17 protein-coding genes are annotated in these 22,433 nt (G+C 57.6%); 8 read left to right on the top strand and 9 right to left on the bottom strand.

Translation table 11 applies throughout. The features are described 5' to 3' along the window. Nucleotides 1-58 precede the first annotated feature (58 nt). Entirely contained in the window at nt 59-1,108 is a 1,050-nt protein-coding gene (locus LRP30_RS09660) for a glycosyltransferase (protein ID WP_249760165.1), read from the top strand. Nucleotides 1,109-1,170: 62 nt separating this feature from the next. On the opposite strand, the gene LRP30_RS09655 is transcribed toward LRP30_RS09660, so the two are convergent. Next, nucleotides 1,171-1,989, bottom strand: a complete 819-nt coding sequence (locus tag LRP30_RS09655) for a glycosyltransferase family 25 protein (protein WP_249760164.1) — start codon at nt 1,987-1,989, stop codon at nt 1,171-1,173. Nucleotides 1,990-2,222: 233 nt separating this feature from the next. On the opposite strand from LRP30_RS09655, the gene LRP30_RS09650 reads away from it, so the two are divergent. Beyond that, nucleotides 2,223-3,920, top strand: coding sequence for a putative Ig domain-containing protein (locus LRP30_RS09650; protein ID WP_249760163.1), 1,698 nt, complete (start codon nt 2,223-2,225; stop codon nt 3,918-3,920). A gap of 10 nt (nt 3,921-3,930) precedes the next feature. Here LRP30_RS09650 and LRP30_RS09645 read toward each other — a convergent pair whose 3' ends face one another. Next, nucleotides 3,931-4,974, bottom strand: a complete 1,044-nt coding sequence (locus LRP30_RS09645) for a polysaccharide pyruvyl transferase family protein (RefSeq protein ID WP_164934396.1) — start codon at nt 4,972-4,974, stop codon at nt 3,931-3,933. Nucleotides 4,975-5,459: 485 nt separating this feature from the next. Between LRP30_RS09645 and LRP30_RS09640 the strand changes: the two genes are divergently transcribed. Next, the gene (locus tag LRP30_RS09640) at nt 5,460-6,260 is read left to right on the top strand and encodes an FkbM family methyltransferase (protein WP_128935710.1); all 801 of its coding nucleotides are present in this window, start codon (nt 5,460-5,462) and stop codon (nt 6,258-6,260) included. A 92-nt stretch (nt 6,261-6,352) separates the two neighbouring features. On the opposite strand, the gene LRP30_RS09635 is transcribed toward LRP30_RS09640, so the two are convergent. The 6 genes from LRP30_RS09635 to LRP30_RS09610 all read right to left on the bottom strand — a co-directional run bounded on the left by LRP30_RS09635 (nt 6,353) and on the right by LRP30_RS09610 (nt 13,907). Next, a complete protein-coding gene (locus LRP30_RS09635; protein ID WP_249760162.1) occupies nt 6,353-7,309 on the bottom strand; it encodes a GDP-L-fucose synthase in 957 nt (318 codons plus the stop codon). Beyond that, complete coding sequence (gene gmd / locus LRP30_RS09630; protein ID WP_249760161.1) at nt 7,290-8,372, bottom strand: GDP-mannose 4,6-dehydratase; 1,083 nt, start codon at nt 8,370-8,372, stop codon at nt 7,290-7,292. The genes LRP30_RS09635 and gmd overlap by 20 nt, the downstream gene beginning before the upstream one ends. After that, entirely contained in the window at nt 8,365-9,924 is a 1,560-nt protein-coding gene (locus tag LRP30_RS09625) for a lipopolysaccharide biosynthesis protein (protein ID WP_249761737.1), read from the bottom strand. The genes gmd and LRP30_RS09625 overlap by 8 nt, the downstream gene beginning before the upstream one ends. A 13-nt stretch (nt 9,925-9,937) precedes the next feature. Further along, entirely contained in the window at nt 9,938-11,038 is a 1,101-nt protein-coding gene (locus LRP30_RS09620; RefSeq protein ID WP_249760160.1) for a glycosyltransferase family 61 protein, read from the bottom strand. Nucleotides 11,039-11,218: 180 nt separating this feature from the next. Beyond that, nucleotides 11,219-12,565 (bottom strand): glycoside hydrolase family 16 protein, encoded by a 1,347-nt coding sequence (locus LRP30_RS09615; RefSeq protein ID WP_249760159.1) that lies wholly within the window; start codon nt 12,563-12,565, stop codon nt 11,219-11,221. Between the two features lie 148 nt (nt 12,566-12,713). Next, nucleotides 12,714-13,907, bottom strand: a complete 1,194-nt coding sequence (locus LRP30_RS09610) for an acyltransferase (protein ID WP_249760158.1) — start codon at nt 13,905-13,907, stop codon at nt 12,714-12,716. Between the two features lie 138 nt (nt 13,908-14,045). Here LRP30_RS09610 and LRP30_RS09605 point away from each other — a divergent pair, with 138 nt between their 5' ends. Beyond that, nucleotides 14,046-15,326, top strand: a complete 1,281-nt coding sequence (locus tag LRP30_RS09605) for a hypothetical protein (protein WP_128938145.1) — start codon at nt 14,046-14,048, stop codon at nt 15,324-15,326. Nucleotides 15,327-15,351: 25 nt separating this feature from the next. On the opposite strand, the gene LRP30_RS09600 is transcribed toward LRP30_RS09605, so the two are convergent. Beyond that, entirely contained in the window at nt 15,352-16,452 is a 1,101-nt protein-coding gene (locus tag LRP30_RS09600; protein WP_249760157.1) for a glycosyltransferase family A protein, read from the bottom strand. 442 nt (nt 16,453-16,894) lie between these two features. On the opposite strand from LRP30_RS09600, the gene LRP30_RS09595 reads away from it, so the two are divergent. The 4 genes from LRP30_RS09595 to LRP30_RS09580 all read left to right on the top strand — a co-directional run bounded on the left by LRP30_RS09595 (nt 16,895) and on the right by LRP30_RS09580 (nt 22,312). Further along, nucleotides 16,895-17,173 (top strand): hypothetical protein, encoded by a 279-nt coding sequence (locus LRP30_RS09595; RefSeq protein WP_128935719.1) that lies wholly within the window; start codon nt 16,895-16,897, stop codon nt 17,171-17,173. Between the two features lie 394 nt (nt 17,174-17,567). Next, nucleotides 17,568-18,551, top strand: a complete 984-nt coding sequence (locus tag LRP30_RS09590) for an NAD(P)-dependent oxidoreductase (protein ID WP_128935720.1) — start codon at nt 17,568-17,570, stop codon at nt 18,549-18,551. A gap of 636 nt (nt 18,552-19,187) precedes the next feature. Then, nucleotides 19,188-21,602 (top strand): polysaccharide biosynthesis tyrosine autokinase, encoded by a 2,415-nt coding sequence (locus tag LRP30_RS09585; protein WP_128935721.1) that lies wholly within the window; start codon nt 19,188-19,190, stop codon nt 21,600-21,602. 68 nt (nt 21,603-21,670) lie between these two features. Next, entirely contained in the window at nt 21,671-22,312 is a 642-nt protein-coding gene (locus LRP30_RS09580; protein WP_249760156.1) for a hypothetical protein, read from the top strand. Nucleotides 22,313-22,433: the final 121 nt, after the last annotated feature.

The following is a 22,433-nucleotide window of genomic DNA, read 5'->3' as shown; positions in this document are numbered from 1 at the left end:
TCATCAAGGCATGGATTGATAGCCTCTTCTGTCACCTTCAAATTGTGAGCGACACGCGTTGAAGATCAGCATCGTCATAACTGTCTACAATTACGAACGGTATGTCGGATTGGCAATCGACAGCGCGTTGAATCAGACCCGTCCGGCGGACGAGATCGTCGTCGTCGACGACGGATCGATCGACGGTTCCCGCCAGATCATCGCCGGCTATGGTGACAGGATTCGAGCCATATTTCAGGCAAATCAGGGCAACATCGCAGCATTCGAAGTTGGGTATCGCGCGGCGACAGGCGATGTACTGCTGTTCCTCGATGCGGACGACATCCTGATGCCGACGGCGGTCGAAAACGTCGCCGCGCACTGGCGTGAAGGTGTTTCGAAAGTTCAGTTCAATCTGGACATCATCGATGGCGCCGGCAGGCGACTTGGGCGCTCGTTTTGTGCGTTTCCTGAATCCTATGCACCAGACGATGTGCACGCAGAATTTACCCGGTCGGGAACGTACATCTGGCCAGTCATGTCGGGAAATGCGTACTCCCGAGAGTTTCTTCGACAGGTCATCCCCCTCAACCCGCCCGTCGGATATGACGGCGCCCTCAACACGATCGCGCCTCTTTACGGAGACGTGATCACGGTGCAGGAAACCCTGGGGCAATATCGGCTCCATGGCAGAAATATCAGCCGAAATGACGCGAAGGGCCGGGCGCAGCGCTTTCCGGATTTTCCTAGGCAGATCGGGTTCCGCGTCGCCGAGTTCGATATCCTGAAGGCACATTGCGACAGGAAGTCCATGCACGTGCAAGCGGCACGGCCGATCGATAACGAGATCGTCTTTGTCAACTATCGCCTCGCGTCGCGTAAATTGGGACTGCGCTATGTTGGGCAGGACGCGGACACGTCGAGTTCACTTCTCCGCCGTGGGATATGGCTTGCGCTGACCACGACCACACATTGGCGCGCCGCCGCCTCTCATATCGTCTGGTTCACAGGGTTGTTCTTGAGCCCTTCCTGGCTTGCGTACCAGCTGATCATGCTCCGGTTCAACAGGGCAGAACTCCTGAGGCCGCTCGTCAGGTTCGGAAGTGTCATCCGCGGCAAGCCCGCCTGAGGGGCAACGGCGCAAAGGCAACCCGCCTCGTCAGATCTCGTCCGGCGCACTCCGGGCGTCAATCACGCGCTTTCGATCGTACGAATTGTCTCCGGCATTGGCCCGGAAAGACCGGTTGCGCCGACGAGGCGGGCGCGAATTCGCCTGTCGGACTGGCGAAGGCGGATATTTTCCGACAGGCGCAGAACATATTCCTTCGATTTCCACGCAAACCGAGCCGCTCTGTCAAACGCACTAGGCTCGCGGACCGACTCCGCCGCCTTTGCGATCGAAGATGTCAGCGTCGCCTCAAGGCACGGAAAAGGAAACAAGGCATAATTGTGGAGGCCATTTGCCCAGAAGCGGTCCATCTCCCAGTCGATCGGCCGATGGATCGTTGTCACGCTGTCGATGAATCGACGCGCGGCATGGCCGGAGATCAGATACGCTTGCGTTCCCATTGGCGCACGCTCAAACCGCACCAATTCCCGCTGATCCAGCCAGGCAACGTGCTTGCACGGCGCCATGTGTCGTCCATACAGCCGTAGATAGTCGATCTCGGCAGCCTTGCAGATGTCCGGAAGCGATCGAAAGCTGAACCCGGTATCGAGAATGACGTCGTCTTCGATCACAAGTGTCCATGAATTGTCGGCATCTGACGCTGCCACTTGCGCCATGACGCTCATATGACTCGCTGCGCAGCCGATCTCGGCCCGTGAAAGGCCCCTGCCCCAAAAGCGGATGGCCAGCGCTTCATCATATTGCGGGAGCCCCTTGGCCGGCACACGCAAGGCATCAAAGAAAGTCCATGGAATCTCAAGCGACTCCAGATTTGCACTCGCGCGCTCGCGGCGCACGGAACCGGCCAAACTAATCGCCACAATTCTGAGATTGCTGCCCATGGATTGATCAGTCCGACACCTTGATTGGGAACCGTATTGCACGTGATCTCCAAACGATTACCGCGAACTTGTCTCTGCTGACAAGGACGCGGCACGTGCCCGGCGGTTGCCATGCTGGTGGCCATTTCACATTCTTGTCTCGTAAAGCACAGCGAAATCTGCGGCTATACCTAAAGCGGTCCGCATTCGGAGGCCTTGGATCGAACCAACGGTTCCTCACAGACGAGTGACACATGTACATCGCGAAAGTCGCGATGGTCTCAAGCAAAGAGGCGCGGATGCCATCAAAGCATCGATTCACCAGCACCATTGCAGCATTGTCCGTCGCGTCATTGGTTGTCGGTGCCTCAGTAATTTATCTTGGCGCTATCAATGATGGACTCATCCCGCTGTTTAAGGAACGCAGCCAGGTCGTCGGCGGCGCCGTCATCGGCCAGAATGGCAGCGGGTTGTATGCGAGCTATACGCTGTCGTGGGGTGATGAATTCAACACTCTCGATATCGTGGGTCCTGCAAACCCTCGCGGCAAGTTCTTCCCGACTGGCGCCTATCATCCAGGCATCCGCGGCAATACCACGTCGCTCGGGACGGCTTTTGATGCCGACCCGCTGACCACAGGCTACAAGGACCGCAACCGCGGCGTCGCGGTTGGCTTCGACAACATGTCGGTCTCCGGCTCGGTCCTGCGCCTCGGAGCGCGCAAGGCAACAGCGCGCGAGCAGGCATTCCTTACGCCGACCGACCGATCCATCAACGAAGGCGTGCGGCCGCACCTCTCCGCGATGATTCATACCGCCGGGGCGTTTGCATACTACCCGACCACCAACGCCGTCATCATCGAGATGCGTGCCCGGTTCAGCCCCAGGCTTACAAATCCGGCCGGCTTTCATCCCGCGTTCTGGACCTATTCGGTCGCACCCGTGCTCAATCCAACCGGCAACGAGTGGGATCTGGAATGCAACTCCCAAGGGATGCACTTCAGCAATATCGTCCATACCTCGGGGGCAATCTCGACCGACAACAGCGCCGGACCATTCGACTATATGGACGGCGCGTTCCACGTCTTCAGCTTTGTCTTTCGAAACGGTGGAAACACCCAACTCTACGTCGATGGCGCGCTTCGATCCCAGTTTGCCGGCGTGGATTCCAATACCAAGAATATGCCCTCATTTGTGCTGCTGACGTCACACATATTCAACAACACGTTCGCGGGCGAGGCGTATGACGCCGCAGCGTGGGCCAGCTCGGCGACCGGCGCCTATCTCGATGTCGACTGGATCCGCGGCTGGCGGACGACAGGCGTCAAGCATTGGAAGCCGCTGGTTTCGGTCGCAGATCTCAATGTCGATTACGACGGCAACGGCAAGATTGTGCTGCCGAGCGCCAAGGCCCTCTGGGGTGATGCAAGCGTTACCGAATTCGTCCAGGTCATACCCTATGACAGCTCCGAACCCGACATGACGGAGCAGACAACCTTTACGCAATTCCCGGAAGGAATTTCCTACGATGCGGTGTCGCGCACGATCAAGGCGGACTTCACCGCCGGCAAGGGCAATGCCGGACGGTCTCATGTCGTCGTTTACGGCTACAAACCTGACGGCTCAACGATGGAGCCGGTGCGATTCTCCATCAATCGCGGTCCGCGCGTGACGACGGGCCCCCTTTCAGCCGCCGCAGGCGACAGCTACCACCACGATGTCTATGCGGAGTGCGATGTCGGGGTCATGATGCCGAAGATCTTGTCCGTCAAAGGACTGCCGCGGGGGCTCTCCTTTGACCGATCCACCGGACTGATCAGCGGCGGCCCAACGGCAACAGGGGTCAGCAAGCTGACAATATCCTGCGCAAACAATGCGGGCCAGACGACAGAGAGGACGACGACGTTCACCGTCCACGCGCACGATGCGGCGAGCCGCCCGGACCGACGATGATGCTCGACCTTCAACCTTGATCCGTCGGGGCGGAACCGCCAAGAAATTTTGCGAGTGCCTCGGCCACACTCGTGCTCAATGGCCGGCTCAACTTTTCGAAGGGCTTGCTCCAGGCATCGACAAAGGTGCTGATTTTCCCATAATTGTTGTCAAGGACCGAGTGCGGCACATTCAACAACACGCAAAAAATGTGCGTGTGAAGCCGGTCCGTGATCACATAGGCCGACGATCCAACTTGTCTCATTCCGCGGGCTACACGGTTCGACGCCAGAAGGTGAAACCAGCGAATACGCACATCGAGCTCTGACGGCTTCCTGCCCTTGAGCACGAGGAGCGCCGTCTCAAGCAGCGCCTTCACAAACAACCACTTTCCCAAGCCTCGTCGTTCGACGAGCCAGTCCTCGACAACTGCAACGTTTGGGAGCGGAGGGAAACCTTTTCGCTCCACCTTCTCGTGATCGGTTCGGAGCAGCAGCAACAATTTCCTGGTTATTGCTGCTGGCGAGCTCTGCGCCCCCAGACAGAACGCCATGTCCGGACAGAGATCGACGGGCGCCGTAAATTCCTTTGTCGCGATATTCAAACTTTGCACGTCGCGGACCAGAATCCGGAACTTTTTATGCGAGTTGATAATGTCCGCGGCGCGCTTGAGACTTGCCGCCGAGGAGAAGTGTATGGTTTGCGGCAACTGGATGATCTGGCGATCCGGAAACTCCGACAGAAGCCTGAGCCGAAACTCCTGATGGCTGGGCCACAGGTCGCCGAAATTGCCCCCACCATGGATAAGGATAGGTCCGGCAGGAACGGCTCTTTCAAACTCTTCCCTTGACCAGGTGTCATAGGTGCAGACGTAGGACGGTGCTCTGCCTAGCTTCTTCTGCAGATAGGTCTCTTCACCCAACCATATGGCGCTGTCGCCCACATTTGAGTGGTTGGGGAAATCCACCAGCGCAAAATTCTCGACGCCCTCCAGATGAGGCCCGATGACCCTGTCGATTTCATTCTGTAACTCGGTAATGAGGGAACGAGAATCCTTCATGGGCTTTTCGGCCATCGTCCTGAGCTCTTCGGCGCCACCGGTCGCATCACAGCATCGAACCGCTTCTGATGCATCACCCAAACTTCGCATTCGTCAAACCCACTTCTGCCATTGCGCGAGGCACTCGCTACGGTTGCGCGAAGGACTTGACCGCAACGCCGGACTTTTGCGCTGCCGAGCTTCCCGCGTCGGTCATTCGATCTTTCGCACTCAGCCGGCTTCTGCCTCTAACACGCGCGCTCCCTCGGCGTCCCTACCGATGCGGAAGCTGACCGGGTTCCAGAGCACGGAATAGATCGGCTTAGCAGCCAAAAGGCAAGTCTCGGCAACGCCGCCTTAGCGACAACACCGCACATATTCATGACAAAAATCGAATCTATTGAAGTCCTAAGGCAGGCAAATGTGTTCATCGCAACGAACATAGGCATCGAGCCTACGGGAGTGCCGCTTCTTGCAGCAAGCCCGCACCCAGGTGCGTTAGCGAGTTCGGAGTGAACTGCATGATTGGTTTGTTGAAAGACTACGTAAAGGCACGCCTGCTCGATAACGACTTTATGATATCCGGCACCTCAAAGGAGGAGGAGCTCAGGGAGTTCTTCCGGGACCTTTTCCCTGTCGTGACGGACAAGAAGTTGATTCGACTGGGCGGATCGGCTGATGGCGGCTATCTGGTTCCGGACGACCTGGATGGATGCGTCGGCTGCTTTTCACCGGGCGTCTACAACGTCTCTGACTTCGAGCTCGGCCTTGCCGAACGCGGCATCCCATGTTTCCTCGCTGACTTCTCGGTGGATGCACCCGCGATCCACAATGACCTCCTCGATTTCGAAAAGAAATTCCTCGGAAACGAAAACAATGCCAAGTTCATGACTCTAGAGAACTGGATGTCGAGAAAGGGCCCTCACACCGGCGACCTCATCCTCCAGATGGACATTGAAGGCGGCGAGTACGAAGTTCTCATTGAAACGAGCTGGGAGTACTTGAAGCGCTTCAGGATCATAATCATCGAGTTCCATTCCTTGGACAGAATTCTCAATCCGATCGGACTCAAGCTGATCGGCGCTGTTTTCAAGAAGATCACCAAGCACTTCGACGTCGTACACATTCATCCAAACAATTACTTCAAACCCATCGAATACAGGGACTTCAAGGTCCCGCCGATCATGGAATTCTCGTTCTTGCGCAAGGATCGCGTTTCTCGCCGGACGCCTGCGAGAAGGTTTCCTCACGACCTCGATAGGAGAAACGTCGCAAACAGGGATGATGTCGTGCTGCCGAAATGCTGGTTCGCTCCGGAGTGATCGCCCCGTGGCCGCGCCGATGAATCGCGCCAGCCGCTGACAGCGGGCGCGCCGATGCGCGACCGTTGGCTCGCAATGACGAGGCGCGGTCCCTATTCCCCCGCCTGACGGTTTTCGCTGAGATATGCCTGATAGGCCAACTTGAGCCCATCCTCGAGCGAGGTCTTGGCCCGCCAACCCAGCTTCGCCAACCGGTTGACGTCGAGCAATTTGCGTGGGGTGCCGTCGGGGCGCGAGGTGTCAAAGCTGATCTCGCCGGAATAGCCGACGGTCGCCGCGACTAGGCGTGCAAATTCGGCGATCGCAATGTCCACGCCGGTGCCGATGTTGACGAGCTCGCCGCTCGAATAGGTCTTCATCAGGTGGATGCAGGCGTCCGCCAGATCGTCGACAAAGAGGAATTCGCGCCGCGGCGTGCCGGTGCCCCACACCACGACGTTCTTCGCCCCCGACGTCTTGGCCTCATGGAAGCGGCGGATCAACGCCGCGACGACGTGGCTGTATTCGGGATGATAGTTGTCGCCGCGACCGTAAAGGTTGGTCGGCATCACACTGATGAAGTTTGAACCATACTGGCTGCGATAGGCCTCGACCATCTTGATGCCGGCGATCTTGGCGATCGCGTAGGGTTCGTTGGTTGGCTCCAGCGGGCCAGTCAGCATCGACTCTTCGCGCAGCGGCTGGACTGCCAGTTTGGGGTAGATGCAGGAGGAGCCAAAGAACATCAGCTTCTCGCATCGATTGACATGCGCAGCGTGAATGACGTTGGCCGCGATCGCGAGATTTTCGTAGAGGAACTCGGCGCGCAGCGTATTGTTGGCGACGATGCCGCCGACCTTGGCGGCAGCAAGGAACACTGCCTGCGGACGCCTTGCAGCGAACCATCTATCGACGGCGGCCTGGTCACGCAGGTCAACCTCGCTCCGCGACACCGTCAGCAGCTCGACATTTTCCGTCGCAAGCCGCCTCACCAACGCGGAGCCAACCATGCCGCGATGGCCGGCGACGAAGACGGTCTTGCCGGCAAGTTCAAATGGATTGCTTGCCATTGGCAACCTCTCGCCTGGCCTCGAACAAATCGGAAGCCACCATTTCCTTGACCAGTTGCGCGAACGGGGTCCTGGATTTCCAGCCAAGCTTCTCGCGCGCCTTGCTGGGATCGCCGATCAGGAGATCGACCTCGGTAGGACGGAAATAGGTCGGATCGATTCGCACGACGATCCTGCCTGACTTCTTGTCGATACCGGTTTCCTCGACGCCCTTGCCCCGCCATTCGACTTTGCGGCCGACTTCGGCAAAGGCGAGCTCCACGAACTCGCGCACCGAGCGGGTCTCCCCGGTTGCCAGCACGAAATCGTCGGGCCGGTCGGCCTGCAGGACCATGTGCATGCCTTCGACATAATCCCTGGCGTGGCCCCAGTCGCGCTTGGCCTCGAGATTCCCGAGATACAACGTCTCTTCGAGGCCCGTCTCGATGCGGGCAACGGCACGCGTGATCTTGCGGGTGACGAAGGTTTCGCCGCGGATCGGGCTCTCGTGGTTGAAGAGAATGCCATTCGAGGCGAACATGCCGTAGGCCTCGCGGTAGTTCACCGTGATCCAATAGGCGTAGAGCTTCGCCACCGCGTAAGGGGAGCGCGGGTAAAAGGGAGTCGTTTCCTTCTGCGGCACTTCCTGCACGAGGCCGTAGAGCTCGGAGGTGGACGCCTGATAGAACCGCGTCTCCTTTTCCATGCCAAGAATGCGGATCGCCTCCAATAGCCGCAGCGTTCCGATCGCGTCAGCATTCGCGGTGTACTCCGGGCTCTCGAAACTGACCGCCACATGGCTCTGTGCAGCCAGATTGTAGATCTCGGTTGGCCGGATCTGCTGCATCAGGCGGATCAGGTTTGTCGAATCCGTCATGTCGCCGTAATGCATCAGGAACGGCACATCGCCGGCATGCGGATCCTGATAGAGATGATCGACACGGGCGGTGTTGAAGGAGGACGATCGCCGCTTGATGCCGTGGACGACGTAGCCCAGGCCAACCAGATACTCAGCGAGATAGGCACCGTCCTGACCGGTGACGCCCGTAATCAGCGCGACGCGGCGCTTCGACCTTTCATTCATATTGCTCACCCGACTGCTTAATTGTCATCGACGATTTTCCCATTTTCCCGAACCTGTTGGCGATTGCGCCGAGGATTCGCAGGATCTCACGCTCGGGCCCGGCCGGCGAGCCTGTCGCTCGCCAGAATCCAAAGAGTGACCCGACATAGGCAAGCGCGCTCACGAGAACAACAGCGATCAACCGAGCATAGACGTGAGACTCATGGCCAACAGATGTGATGAAGGCCAAATTGGTCAGAAGACCGACAATGATCATCGTGCAGGTGGACAAAGCGGTCCTCAGATTCACGAGAAATTGCCGGGAGACAGAAGTGTCGATCAATTCGCGGACCAGGACCATGTTGTAGACGACACCGCCAAGCGTAACCGCCACGCGAGCTACCAGCAGGCCAAGTAACCCTCCTACCCACAGGCCCGCAACAATGACAGGCAGCCTCACGATTAGGATCGCAACGTCGCGATGAAATAACCTGCGCGTCTGCCCAAGCGCCAGACCAAGGGGTTGGACGGTCGCGCTGAGCGTATGCAACGCAATTGCACCACCGAGGAGCTGGATCACGATTGTCGCGCCTGCCCAGGCCTCACCCAGCACAAGCGGAACGAATTGATCGGCGATCAACGCGAAACCGAACCCGGCCGGAAAGGCGATCGCACACAGCATTGCTTGCGCCGACAGATAAGCTCGTTGAAGGGCGGCTTTGTCGTCCCTCAGCCTCACGAACGCGGGAAACAGCGTCCCGGCAAGCGGATTTGTTGCTTCTCGTGTCGGCGTCGCGGCCAGGTCGCTGCCCAGCACATATCCACCCAGGGCGGATTTCCCGAGAAAATATCCAATGATGATCTGGTCGAAACGCCAGTTCAGCGTGCTGACGGCCTGTCCGAGCGATAGCCACACAGAGAACGAGAATAGAGAGCGGCTACCCTTTATCCGGAATTTCGGTCGGAACGGCTGGATCAGATAAGAGGCGACGACATCGATGAAGTTGGCGACGACAGCCCCGGCGATCAGCGCCCAGTAGCTCCTGAAGCAAATGGCGATCCCGGAGGAGACGAGGATGGTAGCGAGCGCCCGGCTGCTGCTCGTCACAAATTCCTGCCAGAAGACGAGTTGACGCTGCATCATCGCTAGCATCGGATTTCGAAGGCCGGATATCACGATCGAACAGCTCAGGACCAACAGGATCGGAATCAAACGTCCATCGCCGTAGGACAAAGACACCGGATAAGCGAGCAACGACAGCAAGAGTGCGAGCAAGCAGGCGCGAGCCAGGCTCAACGTCCATGCGGCGTGGAATTGATCTTCACTTGGATCCTTATGGTGAATGAGCGCCGATGCCAGGGACAGTTCAGTCATCGACGTCAGAACAGCAATGATGGCCGTCGCGACGGCAACCAGGCCGAAATCCTCCGGCGTGAGCATTCTTGCCAATATGAGCGTGTTCAGGAAGCCGAGACTGGCAACCACCAGCCGGCTCACGCCGATCCAGGCAGCTCCGATGGCGATTGAATTTTTCGACAAAGGGGGCGCCGTACGCGCACCAATAGCGACCATTTTCAATGCTCGTTCATTGACAGATGGCCTCCAGTGCGCGCTTGAAGATGTCAGGCGCAACCTCGAAATCGAATGGACTGGGCCCAAACGCTCCCTGCGGGCGCGTTCCCTGGCTATCCCCCACGATGTAAGAATAGTCCGCGCCGGCGGACGTTGCGATCGTGTAGTAGTAGGGATGCACGTGGTCTGAAGGGATCAGCTCCAGGACTTTCGTTCCAGGCGAGCAGAATACGAGATTGGTGAGCCCCGCACCATGTGGGCCAACGACAATCGAGCATTCCGAGAAAAACGCCGCTTCATCCTCAACGTCATCAAAGTCGTAGACCTGGAAGCCGAACTTTTTCAGTGCAGGCATCAGCTCTTCTTCGTTGGCAATCTTCCTTTGTCCTTTGCGCGGAACGTATACGCGCCTGTCGTGACGAAGCGGCGACTTGGCTACCTGTAAGCGGAAGAACTCCGTAAGCCATGGCGCATAGTTCCGTCGCAAGCCTGGAAACGAAGTGCCGATTACGAGATCGGCCTGGATATCCTCCTGGGCTGCCCACACGCACTTGTGCATTGGAATTCCAAGCCGGCGAACGAGTTTGGCTGCCGTTTCGGACGCAGGCTTGGGCAAATAGACCCAATCGACATCATCGAGCGACAGGCCACTTTTTTGAAATAGCGCCAAGCGTCCCAGGCAGTCGAGCAGGAAGTGCCCATAGTTTCCTCCGGCGAAATCACTCGCCAGCGAGAGACAGGTGCCGCTTAGCGGCAGCGGCGTCCCGTAGGCAATTGATCGCGGATGGCGCGAGAACGACGATCCGTACCAGGTGCTCTCGTAGAGCAGCGATCCATCCTCCGTCACGAGCCAGCCGTCGGGACCGAGGATGCGGGCCTTGTCCAGGCGGAGAATGCCTAGCTCGGGCATTCTGTTGTCAACGCTTTCACCGAAACCTGCGTCGCGGCTGCCGAATCGAACCGGCGGCTTCCGCGCCAGTACCTCTTCCTCGACGGCAGTCAGCCAAGTATGCGGATGTTCACTTCGCCACGTGCGATGATCACAAAGCCGGCTCGGGCTGCCGCGCAATGCACCACGGAGGATTTGCCTGACGGCGCGAACCTTTGAGTTCATGGACGACTACCATTGCAAGAGACACTGACCGTGACAGGCAAGCCCGCATGACGGCTCACGTGCCATGGCCAAAGCAAAATTCAGACCGACCTTCGGACAGCGTGCCGATCGCAATCAGCGGTACTCGGCTTGATCCAGATCAGACGGAGCTTGATGCAACCTTTGGATGCACCCCTCCGATCAGCGGCGCACATGCAGCGACAGTAGACGGCAAGATCTGGCTTTTTTTGGTTGGATCACCGTGGTGTCGCAAGCAACTGGGACTTCTTTGGGGCCGACCTCGCCCGCGACCTCAGCCGTCAGTTTGCTGCCCAGCAGATAGTTCCCTTCACGCGGCACGGCCGGCAGCGCAAATTCGATCACGCTGACGCCATCTTCCCCTTCCTTGCGAGAGACCTGTTGCAGCGGCTTCTTTGCCGATGCGACCATGACGCCGGTTGTTGCATCGAAGACGTAGGCATGAAGCGTTCGATTTGTCGGATAGTCGTCCGGAATCTTGATCGGAATTTCGATCTTGAGCGGATCGGTTGTGCTCAGTGACAATACCCCCGCATCCGGCTTCTTATCCGCTACCACATTCGTAACATTAAGGAATGTCGGCTTGGGCATGTCGTTGAGCGCCGCCCTATATCCAAATTCATTCGGATCCGGTGTCACGTCGCTCGGGCCGCATTTTCGGCTCCCCCGCTCAGAGGACGTGAACTGGCAGACGCGAACGTAGTCGATCTTGAACGTCTGCGGAAAAGCCGCGTCATCGATCCCGTGCCGGCCGGCCCAGGCTGCTCCGCCGATGGCGAAATTGAGATCGATGTGCGCCGGCGGCCCCAACTGGCCGTCCTTCCTGAGCCACTGATACATGCGCGTGTAGACGAGACGGCCGTCCCAGAAGAACGAAATGCGGTCAGGAGCCCAAACGAAGCCAGCAATATGCCAGTCCTTGTTCAGATCCTCCTTGCTGACCATGTCCTGAAACCTGAGCACGAACGAGTTGTCCAGATACGTGTAGGACTGCGGCGTCCACTTATCTTTACTCATGGCATTCGAGTGCAGCATGTTCGGCTTGTCTTCCACGCCATTGATGACGTACTCGAAAATGTCGATCTCCGGCGGATGCCAGAACTTTCCATCGATGTCGTAATCGGCTTCGAGCCAGAATGCCGGCCACGATCCCCGCGCATTCGGAAGAAAGACCCGCGCTTCATAGTAGCCGTAGTAGAATGTCTGATGGCTCCGGATCATCGCGGAATCGAACGTGTCCGTCCCCTCATTCTTTTTTGCAGTCAGATTCAGCGCACCTTCGGACACCACGTGGTTGTCGCGGTAGCGCTGCTTTTCATCGTTGAAACGATCCATCGTTTCGTTGTTGTAGATGTATCGGGTGGCCCATTTGGTTCGATCAAGCTTGTCGCCGTTGAACTCATCCGAAAAAACCAGCTCCCAGCCAGCGCACCAGGCCGGCGTTGCGGATCCGAGTGCAACGAGTATCGAGGCGACACAAAGGACTTGCCTGCGCACGGCTGCGATCATCAACGAGGTCCTTTCGGTTCGGCTGTTAGCCCGGCCGGGAAACGCTGTGCCGGTCCAATGCGCAAAGACGATGGCAACGGTTATGCTGCCACGTCGCAAGCCGGCACAATCAAGCGCACGACTCTGCGGCTTTTTCCCGAATAGACAGTCAACTTGCGATCGTTTTGGGGCGCTGACTGGTCGAACAATCAAGAACATTTGACTGTTCCTCGATCAGGTTCCCTCCCTGAGTGCCGTCGAGTGCTTGAATGATCGGCCGGACGGCCGGTTTCGCTTCCGAAGCCCTATCGAGCCGTTTTCGAATCTGTCCCGTCACCTTCACTTCAAGGAAGCGATGGCTGATCGTTGCTACGATAAGCGACGGCGGAAGCGAGACCAGGAGGAAAAACAGTTGCGATCCGCTCCCCAATGCATCGATCATGCCCGTTCGATGCATGATCAGCTTGACCCCGGCCATGACGATCGGCGGCCAGAGATAAAAACTGAAGCTGATCGTTCCCAGCCACTGCATCACCTGCCAACGCAGCATTCTTCCGAACAGACCGTTTCCTCGGGACATGCCGAGCAGGAAAATAGTCCCGAAGACGCCACCAAGAACAACAAATGGAAAAGCAGAGACCCAGTCATGGAATGACAAATATGCCGGCGTGACAAAGCCAACGTAGTCTGTTGCGCTGGCAAGCTCGAGGCCTCTCCAGACAGTCAGGAACAGCACGAAGAAGATCGCCGGGTACTTCGCCAGGGATTGCAACAAGATCGACGATAAGTACTTCTCCGCAATGAGCACGCCACCAATCATCAGGAGCGCGCGGGGATAGTACACGAGCAAGATCAGCGAACTGACGGCTAATGCCAGGGCCAGCGGCCGACTGACGCCGCTGGTCAGGAAAACGACAGCACATACTGCATAGAACAGGAATTCGTATCCGAGCGACCACGCGGCGGGATTGATCTGGATGATGTCAATAAATGGAGGCGGCGCCAATAGATTTGCACCAACCAGCAGCAGACTTGGACCCTTTCCTGAAAGCCAGCCAAAAATAGCGATCGCGAACACGGTCGCCCAGAGCACAGGAAGGATCCTCGCATAGCGATCAAGAATAAAGGTCACGACCGAGGATGCCCGATACAGGCTTGGCAGAATCACGATTCCACTGATGCCGAAGAAGAACTCGACACCGAATTTTCCGGTCTGCAGCGCTTCCCCCAACAGCCCCCTGGCAAACAGATCGAACGTCGGGAGGCCGGAATGAACGACGTGATAGACGAATACCATGAGGCAAAACAAACCTCTGGCACCATGAACGTAAGGGTTAAATCTTGCGCTCGTGTCGTGTTCCATGTGGGAAGTCACTACAGGCTCAAGTATAGAGGGTGAACAGCCTCACGAGCGAGACCAAGATCGACCGCGATCGTTGCCCTGCGCTCAGACGTACCCACCAACCGAGGCGCCAAGAAGCAGTAATCGACGAGTCCTAACATGGTGAGCCTCGACACATTCCCAGCCAGAACCTCGTCTAACAAGCGCGCTGCAGCAGCGTCAAGCGACGAGACCAACAGCGTCATTTTCGCGCATATCGCCTTCATTCTGTGCATTTGCATGCAGCGCTTCGGACTCCTCATCGGAACCGGACAGATCTTCTTTTCGCTGTTCGGATTCTTCGCGCTCGTCGCGTGGGGATGGTGGGTTGGTCTGGTGAGCATTCGCGGGCCGCAGACTCTCGCATTCGGACTCGTCGTCGTCTGGTTTCTCTTCAGCGCGGTCGCCGCAGCCGAATCTCCCGATCGCGGTGTCGAGACCAGTGCGGCATCACTTGCGATGGTTCTTGTCACGAATTCGATCTTCCTGTTTGGACCCTCGACGAGATTCTCGAACGAGGCGGTCCTTCCCGTCTTCCTGTTCTATGTTCGCCTGTGCGCCGTTCTGGCAATCGTCCAGATCGTTCTTCAATTCGGCGGAATACGCATCTTCTCGTTCAAGGATGCAATCCCGGCGCTCGATCCGGTCCTCGTCGAGTCCGCCTACAATCAAAATGCGGTGGAATTTTATGGGTCTTTGAATCGGCGCGCGAACGGGTTTTTCCCGATGGAGCCGGGAGCGCTGTCTCAATTGCTCGCTATAGGTGTTATCGTCGATGTGTTCGTTTTGCGGCGACTTGCCTATCTTCCGTTGTACGCCATCTCGTACGTGCTCACTCGGTCCGGATCTGGCCTCCTGGTGCTCGTCGTGTCCCTCGGTGCCTATCCCCTGATTGCTCCGCTCAAATCACTGCGGGTTATCGCCATCGGGGCGGCCGTTGCCTTGGTGATCGGCACAACGTACCTCGTTGCACCGGAACCTTTTGATCCCATCGTTAGTCGGCTTGATGAATTCAGTTCAACCAAGTCGAGCGGCTATGCTCGCTACGTCGCACAACTACAGACCTGGGACTATCTCTTTCAGACCGACAGAGTGCTTATCGGGTCCGGGCCCGGCGGGTTGGAACGCTCGCCTGCCTACTTTGGCGGCAGCGGAAATCCCGTTCTCAAGCTCGTCGCGGATTACGGAATTATCGGGCTACTGATTTTCCTGTTCTATCTCATCCTCTCGATATTCAGGAAAGACAACTCGATGCTCGCATTGACAATGCTGGCCTGCTATCAGCTCGGCGGCGGCAACCTCGCGATGGCTCCATTCCTGATCATGATGGCAATGCTGTGCGTATGGTCGCAGCCGCCAGGCGCCGGCCTCAGGTCGATCCGTCCCAAAGCTGCCGTCTGACCGAAGTGTCCCAGCCCTGCCCTGATCATCGAATGATCCGGAATCGGCCGAGCAACGCGCGCAACCATTTCGGCCGCTGGGCGGGCACGTAGCGCAAACTCACCAGGGCCCGACGGAAGTACTGCGGACTGATCAGGATGCAGAAGATCCAAGCCAGCAGCGATATGCGCTGCGATCTTGAGAAACCTTGCGGCGACGCAGCCGCTCCAAGCGCATCGACAGCGATGCTCAATGAACTATCCGCCGCGATTGGATGAAGGTCCGGCCGCAGCTTGAACGACGCTATCCGCAAACAAAGAAATATCAAATTGCTCTTGAGCGCATCGGGCGCAACCGGCAGCTTCTCCGTGCGCGCGATCTCGGAAAAGAACTTGTACCGCCTCCGCGTGAGGTCGATCTCTCTCGCAAAGCGGGTATCGTCGAGTTGAAGGAAAGCCCCGTGATTGAGGCCGTGCACGCGATAGTCTGCCAACGGCTTGGTGATCGTCACGATCTCGCCACATGCAGGAGCGGCCGCCAAAAGATAACTGTCCGGAGCCCGATCAACGAAGTCGGACTCAAAGCCGAAGACACGCTCGACAAACCATTTCGGGTAGGCATTTCCTGACCCGGGTGGCGTCGGATAGGCGCCGGTGGTTGCCATCCACTTGCGGACATCCTCCGAGGACGGACAGGAGAAGTACTGCGGCAGGACATTTCCGGTCGGCTTCCCGTCGGCATCGATCACGCGCATCTGAAACTGATATTTGCTCGCGGCTTTGGACCAGACGGATACGATCTCCGTCATGACATCAGGATGCAGGGCATCGTCCGAGTCGAGAAATATGATGATATCGCCGGACGACCTGCGAAAGCCGTTCACACAGGACATCATCTGCCCGGCGTTCGCCTGGCTGATGATTGTGACTTCGTCTGCAAATTCGTTGATGACGTCGAGTGAATGGTCCGTCGACCCGTCATCGACGACGATCACTTCGACGTTTGGCCATCGTATGTCCAGCGCGCTGCGGATCGCGGATCCCACGTAAGCTGCGTAATTGTGGTTCGGAATGACGACCGAGAGGCGCGGCGGGGTCGCCAGTTCGACTTCTGGCAACACTGCGTGCCCTGGTATCTCCTTCAACATTCGCCGCTCAGAATACTCGCGTTGTAAGTACGTCGCATGACCGCCGACAGAACATCACAGTCGACGGACGTCAGACACCCAATCCAGGAAGGTGCAGCCTCTAGCACGTGTTTTCAAGCGCAAGGAAGAGGCAAGATTCCTCCTGCAATCCCGGGAACCATTTTGCCTGTCATTCTGTTGCCGCAACTGCAAATCTATCCTGCCGCCGACAATCGCGGCTTCTTTCGAGAGCTGGTCCCAACCATCATGGATGTGCAGAGCAGTGAAGATACATGATAACCGATCTAGGCGCTCAGACGGTTATGTGGCGATATGTGTAGCGATCGCTTCATCGCTCCTCGCAACGACGGCCGATGCTCAAATTTCCGGCTTCGGTCGCACATCTCCTCCGATGTATGGCGGCTCCGGCATTTCCACTCGGCCTTCGAGTTCGATTCGACCGATGGAAGGTACTTTCGCTCCAAATCACACGACAGCGGACGGAAAGCTTTGCATATCGGTCAATCCATTGACGCACCCCCAAGCCAACAATCCCAAGATCATCGAGCAGATCGTGCTGGTTCAAAACATTTGCGGTCAATCGATCAGGGTTCGGGTTTGCTACGCGGGAAGTTCCGACTGCATTGTCGTTCCGCTCGCAGGCTACCAGAAGCTGCAGAGACTATTGGGGATTGCGGCCGGATCAACGAACTTTCAATTTGAGTATCGCGAGCTCTATTGAGTCGTCGATTCAGACGAAAACCCCTGGTTGCACGCTCAAGAAATGTGCGAGTTGCCGCTTGAACCGAGGCCACCGCATTCGGGATCGCCAAGATGGAACTGACGCTTCCGCGTTCACACGCGCTGCCTGTAACGATCTTGTTATCGCCGCATCAAAAGCGCACGACTAACCAATTGCTGCCCCGATTTGCTCGCTTCATTGATACCCAGCAGCGAAAGCGCTCGCGGTCGCGAGCGGGCGTACCGCGTGTCAAGCGATCCTGGTCTGTGCAGGTACAACTCTTGCAACGGCGGGGCGTGCAGTTCTTCAATGCGCGTGCTCGATCGTCAGCAAGCCTTGACCGAACTTCGTCGCAGTTGATTCAGCACATTCACTCACGTTGACCCTCGCGCACATGTCCCATCCCACCCAGGCTATTGTATTTGGAGGCGCAGGCTTCATCGGTACACATCTGATGACGCGAATGCTCGCTTCCGGCCGCTACGACCGAATCGTCTCAGTGGATATCGCGAAGCCCAGGGCGCACGTCGAAGGCGTCGAATATGTCCATCATGATGTCCGTGAGCCAATCGACCCGAAGCTCGGTGGCGGGGTGCCTGCCGATATCTTCAACCTCGCCGCGATCCATGTCACCCCGGGTCATCCGGACGGCGACTATTATTATACAAACGTGCTGGGTGCGGTGCACGTCTGCCGATTTGCGAGAGACACTGGCAGCCGGAATGTCATCTTTACCAGCTCGATATCGGTCTACGGTCCGACGGAAACCCCACTTACCGAAGATGCGACGCCAGTCCCCGTCAGTGCTTATGGGCGTTCCAAACTCTCGGCCGAAGCAATCCATCGCCTATGGCAGTCGGAGGACCCGGACAGGCGGCTGACCATCGTGCGCCCCGCCGTCATCTATGGGCGCTACGAGCGAGGTAATTTCACGCGATTGTCGAGGCTTCTCGAAAGGCGAGCGTTCATCTATCCCGGCCGAACCGACACCATCAAGTCGTGCGGCTACGTGAAGGACCTGGTCTCGTCGATGCTCTTCATGGCGTCTCGCAACGACAGTTTGTCGATCTACAATTTCTGCTATGAGCACCGTTACACCATCAGCGAGATTTGCTCCGCCTTCTCTGAAGCTGCCGAATACCCAAAGCCGACGATAACGATTCCGGTATGGCTCATGAATCTCGCCGTGCTTCCATTCGAGGTGCTGCAAGCTGTCGGCATCAAGACCGGCATCAATCGTGACCGGATCAAGAAGTTGTGGTTTTCTACGAACATTCTGCCGAAGCACCTGATCGCAAGCGGGTTCAAATTCGACTACGATCTGGCAAGCTCGCTTGTGGATTGGAATCGGGAATCCTCCATCAAAGATTTTGATTGAGGTCTCGTTGGCTTGATCATTCAAGTGCCCGGAGATCGGAGATTCACCGGTGGAACTTCAAAGCCGACCCTCGCCACCATAGCGGACGAAACCAGACTCGTTCGCATTCCGGCGTCTCATTCGGTCGTAACCCCTGAGACCGGATTCGACTTGCCTGCGGCAGCTGATCGATCCCCATCCTTGTCCGTCACACTCAGGCCGATATTGCATCGCAGAATTCGTGGCCGGTCGGGCGCTGTTCCACCGGGTCGGCACGCGGGATTCGGGCAACCTGCCCAATTCATGGGCGAACAATGATCTTCTCAGGCGGCGTAAATTGCCTCGATCTTGAAAGTCGCTTTTTTGGCGGAGTTGACGGAGATGGCATTATGACGATTTTGCGGCGAGCGGCACCGACAATGGCCCGGCAGCGTTGCCGACACTTCTCTGACCAACAACGTGCCGAACGATCCGGCTAGGTGTTCTCGCCGAGGCCTCGATGCCATTGCTCAACTCTCGAGCGCCGCGATCTCGATCACCGCATCCGGCGTGTCGACAACGTGCAACTTCTACGCGGCACTTTGCAATTCACGAATTCAGCGCGGCGGCAAGGCCAGCCTGATGCCGCATTCACAGAGATTTAGGTAGGCGGGCCGGATGCTTCAAAAGATCACATCTCGCGAGATTGAAACCACCGCGCCGGAGGCTCCATCGCTGGAGCAGACCATCTCCTCTGCGCTTGCGCTGGTGAGCCGCCAGTATCCAGTAATGATTTTCACGCTGCTCCTGTGCATCTGTCTTGCCGGCGTTTACGTGTTCACGGCACCGAAGCGATATACCGGAACGGCCATCCTGATGATCGACAGCCGCAAGATGCAGGGCCTGCAGACGCAAGCGCCCGCGACCGGCGCAGACAACCCGATCGACTCGGCGATGGTCGACAGTCAGGTCGAACTTCTCAAGTCCGAAGCGATCGCCTCCAAAGTCATCAAGGACCTGAAACTTGCGGAGTCGGCAGACTTCATGAGCGACGGTGGCGGATTGCTCAGCAGCATCAGTAACGCGATTACCAGAATATTCTCCGAGTCGACCCCGCCCACGGAAGAGCAAATACTGCGCGCAGCACTCGCTCGCTTTGCGAGCGGCCTCAGCATCAAGCGCGTCGGCGTGAGCTATGTTATCGAGATCTCCTTTCAGGCATTATCGCAGGACCTGGCAGCGCGGATCGCCAACGCGGTCGCCGACGGCTATATCGTGGACTCGTTGGAATCGAAATATCAGGCCTCGAGACGGGCGGCGGTCTGGCTGCAGGACCGATTGAAGGAATTGCGGTCGCAGGCGTCTTCCGCCGAACGCACCGTTGCGGATTTCAAGGCCAAGAACAACATCGTCGACGCCGGCGGGCGACTGCTCACCGAGCAGCAACTCGCTGAAATCAATACTTCGTTGACGACTGCGCGTAGCCAACGTGCGGAGGCACAAGCTAAGCTCGAACGCATCACCGCGATATTGAATGCGGACACCGAAGATTCCAAGGTCATTCTGAATGAACTGGCGACTGTGAGCGAGACGATGGCCAACCCGGTCATCACCAAGTTGCGCCAGACCTATCTCGAGTACGCGGCCAAGCAGGCCGATTGGTCGAACCGGTATGGATCGACACATCTGGCGGTTGTCAATTTACGCAACCAGATGCGAGAAATCCGACGCTCGATCATTGACGAACTGCGACGCACGGCCGAGGTCTACAAGAGTGACCTTGAAATTGCCAAGGCGCGCGAGGAGTCCAGCCAGAAGAGCTTGAACGATACGATCGCGGTCTCGAATAATACCAGCCAAGCCCAGATCATCCTGAGAGATCTGGAAAGCAACGCTCAGAGCGCTCGCGCATTGTCGGACAACTTTCTGCAACTGTACATGGTCTCGGTTCAGCAGCAATCGTTTCCCGTTACTGAAGCGAGGGTGATCAGTCAGGCCGCGTCGACTCTTCCCAACAAGACGTCGCCAAGAACGACACTCATTCTGCTTGCGGCGATCGTGGGTGGGTCGATTCTCGCGGCTCTCGTCGCAATTCTACTTGATATGATGGATCGCGTCTTCCGCACCGTTTCTCAGGTCGAGCAGTTCGTGGATACCCGCTGTCTCGCTTCGATTCCGGTCATAGAGCAGGGTGCCGTCAAAGCGATTTCCGCTGAATCCGGCAAGGCCGCCTGGCGATTCGGTAAACGCGACAAGCCCAAACCGCAGCAGGCACCGCCGAGGTACGGAGCATCTGGCACGACGTTGCCACTACATGGGTCCGCGCCCGGGTTCAGCCACCAGCAGTCGCATCGCGACCGTCTGCTTTCAACCGAGGAGAGCGTCGGGCGGCACGTGATCAATGCCCCGTTTTCACGCTTCGCAGAGGGATTTCGGTCAATCAAGCTAGCCAGCGATTTTGCAAATTTCGGTGCAGGGTCCAACAAGGTCCTGGGGATTACCTCCGCACTTCCGAACGAGGGAAAGTCAACCGTCAGCGAAGCGCTGGCGCAGACCCTGGCGCAAAGCGGGTGCCGTACGCTGCTGATCGATGGCGACATCCGCAACCCAAGCCTCACCGCAAGGCTTACGCCGGCTGCTCAGGACGGCTTGATCCATGTCGTCATCGGCCAAGCCGACTGGAGGAACGTGGTCTGGATAGACCCGCAGACGAATCTACATTTTCTTCCTTGTGCCATCACATCCCGCTTCTCGAATTCGAGCGACCTTCTGGCCTCGCAACAGATGGAAGACCTGTTCCAGCAACTACGGCAGCACTTTGATCGCATCGTTCTCGATCTTAGCCCGCTGGCGCCGGTCGTCGACGTTCGGGCGACCAGGGGGTTGGCTGATTCCTATATCCTTGTCATCGAATGGGCGAAGTCGAAAATCGATATCGTCGAGCGCGTGCTAGGCGAAACGCCGGTTGTGCGCGAGCGGATGCTCGGTGCGGTTCTTAACAAGGTGAACGTGTCGGTGATGAGCCGCTACGATACGTACGGCGCAGCCTACTATCGCAATCGATACTACAAGAGGTATGGTTACGTCGATTGACGTCAGATGCTTGATCCGGACCGGTGGGCAGCGCTTGCCCGATTTTTGACAGGGCCCTTGGATACAATATGAATGATTTGGCGCTAGCGCATGTCAGGTCGGCGCTTCTCATGGCGCGCTCAGTTCTGCTCGGCGCCGGTCTGTTGATGACGACGACTCCCGGTCGAGCCGAGCCGGTGCGTCCGGGCATTCTGAACTGCGGGTCTGGCATCAGCGCCGAGCAGCGTCGACGTTGCGACGAAGAGGCATTCAAGCAGATCGAGTCCGGCAGCCAATCGACACAGCTTGAGGGCGGATGGCGCCTAGTGAAGAGCAAGAATCCAGACGGCGGCGACGATGCCATTTCAGTGATGCATGTCGTCGATAGTGCCAAGTCGGATACGCGCCTTGCCGGTCTGAGCCTGCAATGCGGGAAGGGCGGCATCGAAATTGTACTCATTGTACTCGAGCCACTGTCCCGCTCGGCGCGACCGAACGTAGCCCTCATGGCAGGAGAGAAGCGCGCAGAGTTCCAGGCATCTGTGATCCAGGGCGGCGTGGCGCTCCTACTACCCGCCGACGCCTCGAAGCTTGCTGCCAGCGACTGGCAAACCGCAAACGAGCTTGCGGTCGAAATCGGTACTACACCGAGCGCGATCCGCGGCGCGGTGCCGATGGCTGGACTGGCGACGGCTCTCCGTTACTTGTCGCAGCACTGCTATGCTCGATAGTTTAGCTGGTCACGGAAACTGTCATGCCGGGCGAATCCCGTAAATCGACTGCATGTGACGAGTTGACAGGCCGCGTTGTGATGATGCGTCATAGTGGCAACTATCCGATCATCCATCACCG

The organism is Bradyrhizobium sp. C-145, assembly GCF_023375135.1.
GTDB classification, from domain to species: Bacteria; Pseudomonadota; Alphaproteobacteria; order Rhizobiales; family Xanthobacteraceae; genus Bradyrhizobium; species Bradyrhizobium zhanjiangense.
Note: the sequence above shows the minus strand (reverse complement) of the source record. Positions and strands in the feature narration are given on the sequence as shown.

Bases quoted from the DNA above. Each gene is read 5' to 3' on its own strand.
- LRP30_RS09655 (WP_249760164.1), bottom strand. From the start codon at position 1,989: ATGGGCAGCAATCTCAGAATTGTGGCGATTAGTTTGGCCGGTTCCGTG.
- LRP30_RS09650 (WP_249760163.1), top strand. From the start codon at position 2,223: ATGTACATCGCGAAAGTCGCGATGGTCTCAAGCAAAGAGGCGCGGATG.
- LRP30_RS09645 (WP_164934396.1), bottom strand. From the start codon at position 4,974: ATGGCCGAAAAGCCCATGAAGGATTCTCGTTCCCTCATTACCGAGTTA.
- LRP30_RS09640 (WP_128935710.1), top strand. From the start codon at position 5,460: ATGATTGGTTTGTTGAAAGACTACGTAAAGGCACGCCTGCTCGATAAC.
- LRP30_RS09635 (WP_249760162.1), bottom strand. From the start codon at position 7,309: ATGGCAAGCAATCCATTTGAACTTGCCGGCAAGACCGTCTTCGTCGCC.
- gmd (WP_249760161.1), bottom strand. From the start codon at position 8,372: ATGAATGAAAGGTCGAAGCGCCGCGTCGCGCTGATTACGGGCGTCACC.
- LRP30_RS09625 (WP_249761737.1), bottom strand. From the start codon at position 9,924: ATGGTCGCTATTGGTGCGCGTACGGCGCCCCCTTTGTCGAAAAATTCA.
- LRP30_RS09620 (WP_249760160.1), bottom strand. From the start codon at position 11,038: ATGAACTCAAAGGTTCGCGCCGTCAGGCAAATCCTCCGTGGTGCATTG.
- LRP30_RS09615 (WP_249760159.1), bottom strand. From the start codon at position 12,565: ATGATCGCAGCCGTGCGCAGGCAAGTCCTTTGTGTCGCCTCGATACTC.
- LRP30_RS09610 (WP_249760158.1), bottom strand. From the start codon at position 13,907: ATGGAACACGACACGAGCGCAAGATTTAACCCTTACGTTCATGGTGCC.
- LRP30_RS09605 (WP_128938145.1), top strand. From the start codon at position 14,046: ATGGTGAGCCTCGACACATTCCCAGCCAGAACCTCGTCTAACAAGCGC.
- LRP30_RS09600 (WP_249760157.1), bottom strand. From the start codon at position 16,452: ATGTTGAAGGAGATACCAGGGCACGCAGTGTTGCCAGAAGTCGAACTG.
- LRP30_RS09595 (WP_128935719.1), top strand. From the start codon at position 16,895: ATGGAAGGTACTTTCGCTCCAAATCACACGACAGCGGACGGAAAGCTT.
- LRP30_RS09590 (WP_128935720.1), top strand. From the start codon at position 17,568: ATGTCCCATCCCACCCAGGCTATTGTATTTGGAGGCGCAGGCTTCATC.
- LRP30_RS09585 (WP_128935721.1), top strand. From the start codon at position 19,188: ATGCTTCAAAAGATCACATCTCGCGAGATTGAAACCACCGCGCCGGAG.
- LRP30_RS09580 (WP_249760156.1), top strand. From the start codon at position 21,671: ATGAATGATTTGGCGCTAGCGCATGTCAGGTCGGCGCTTCTCATGGCG.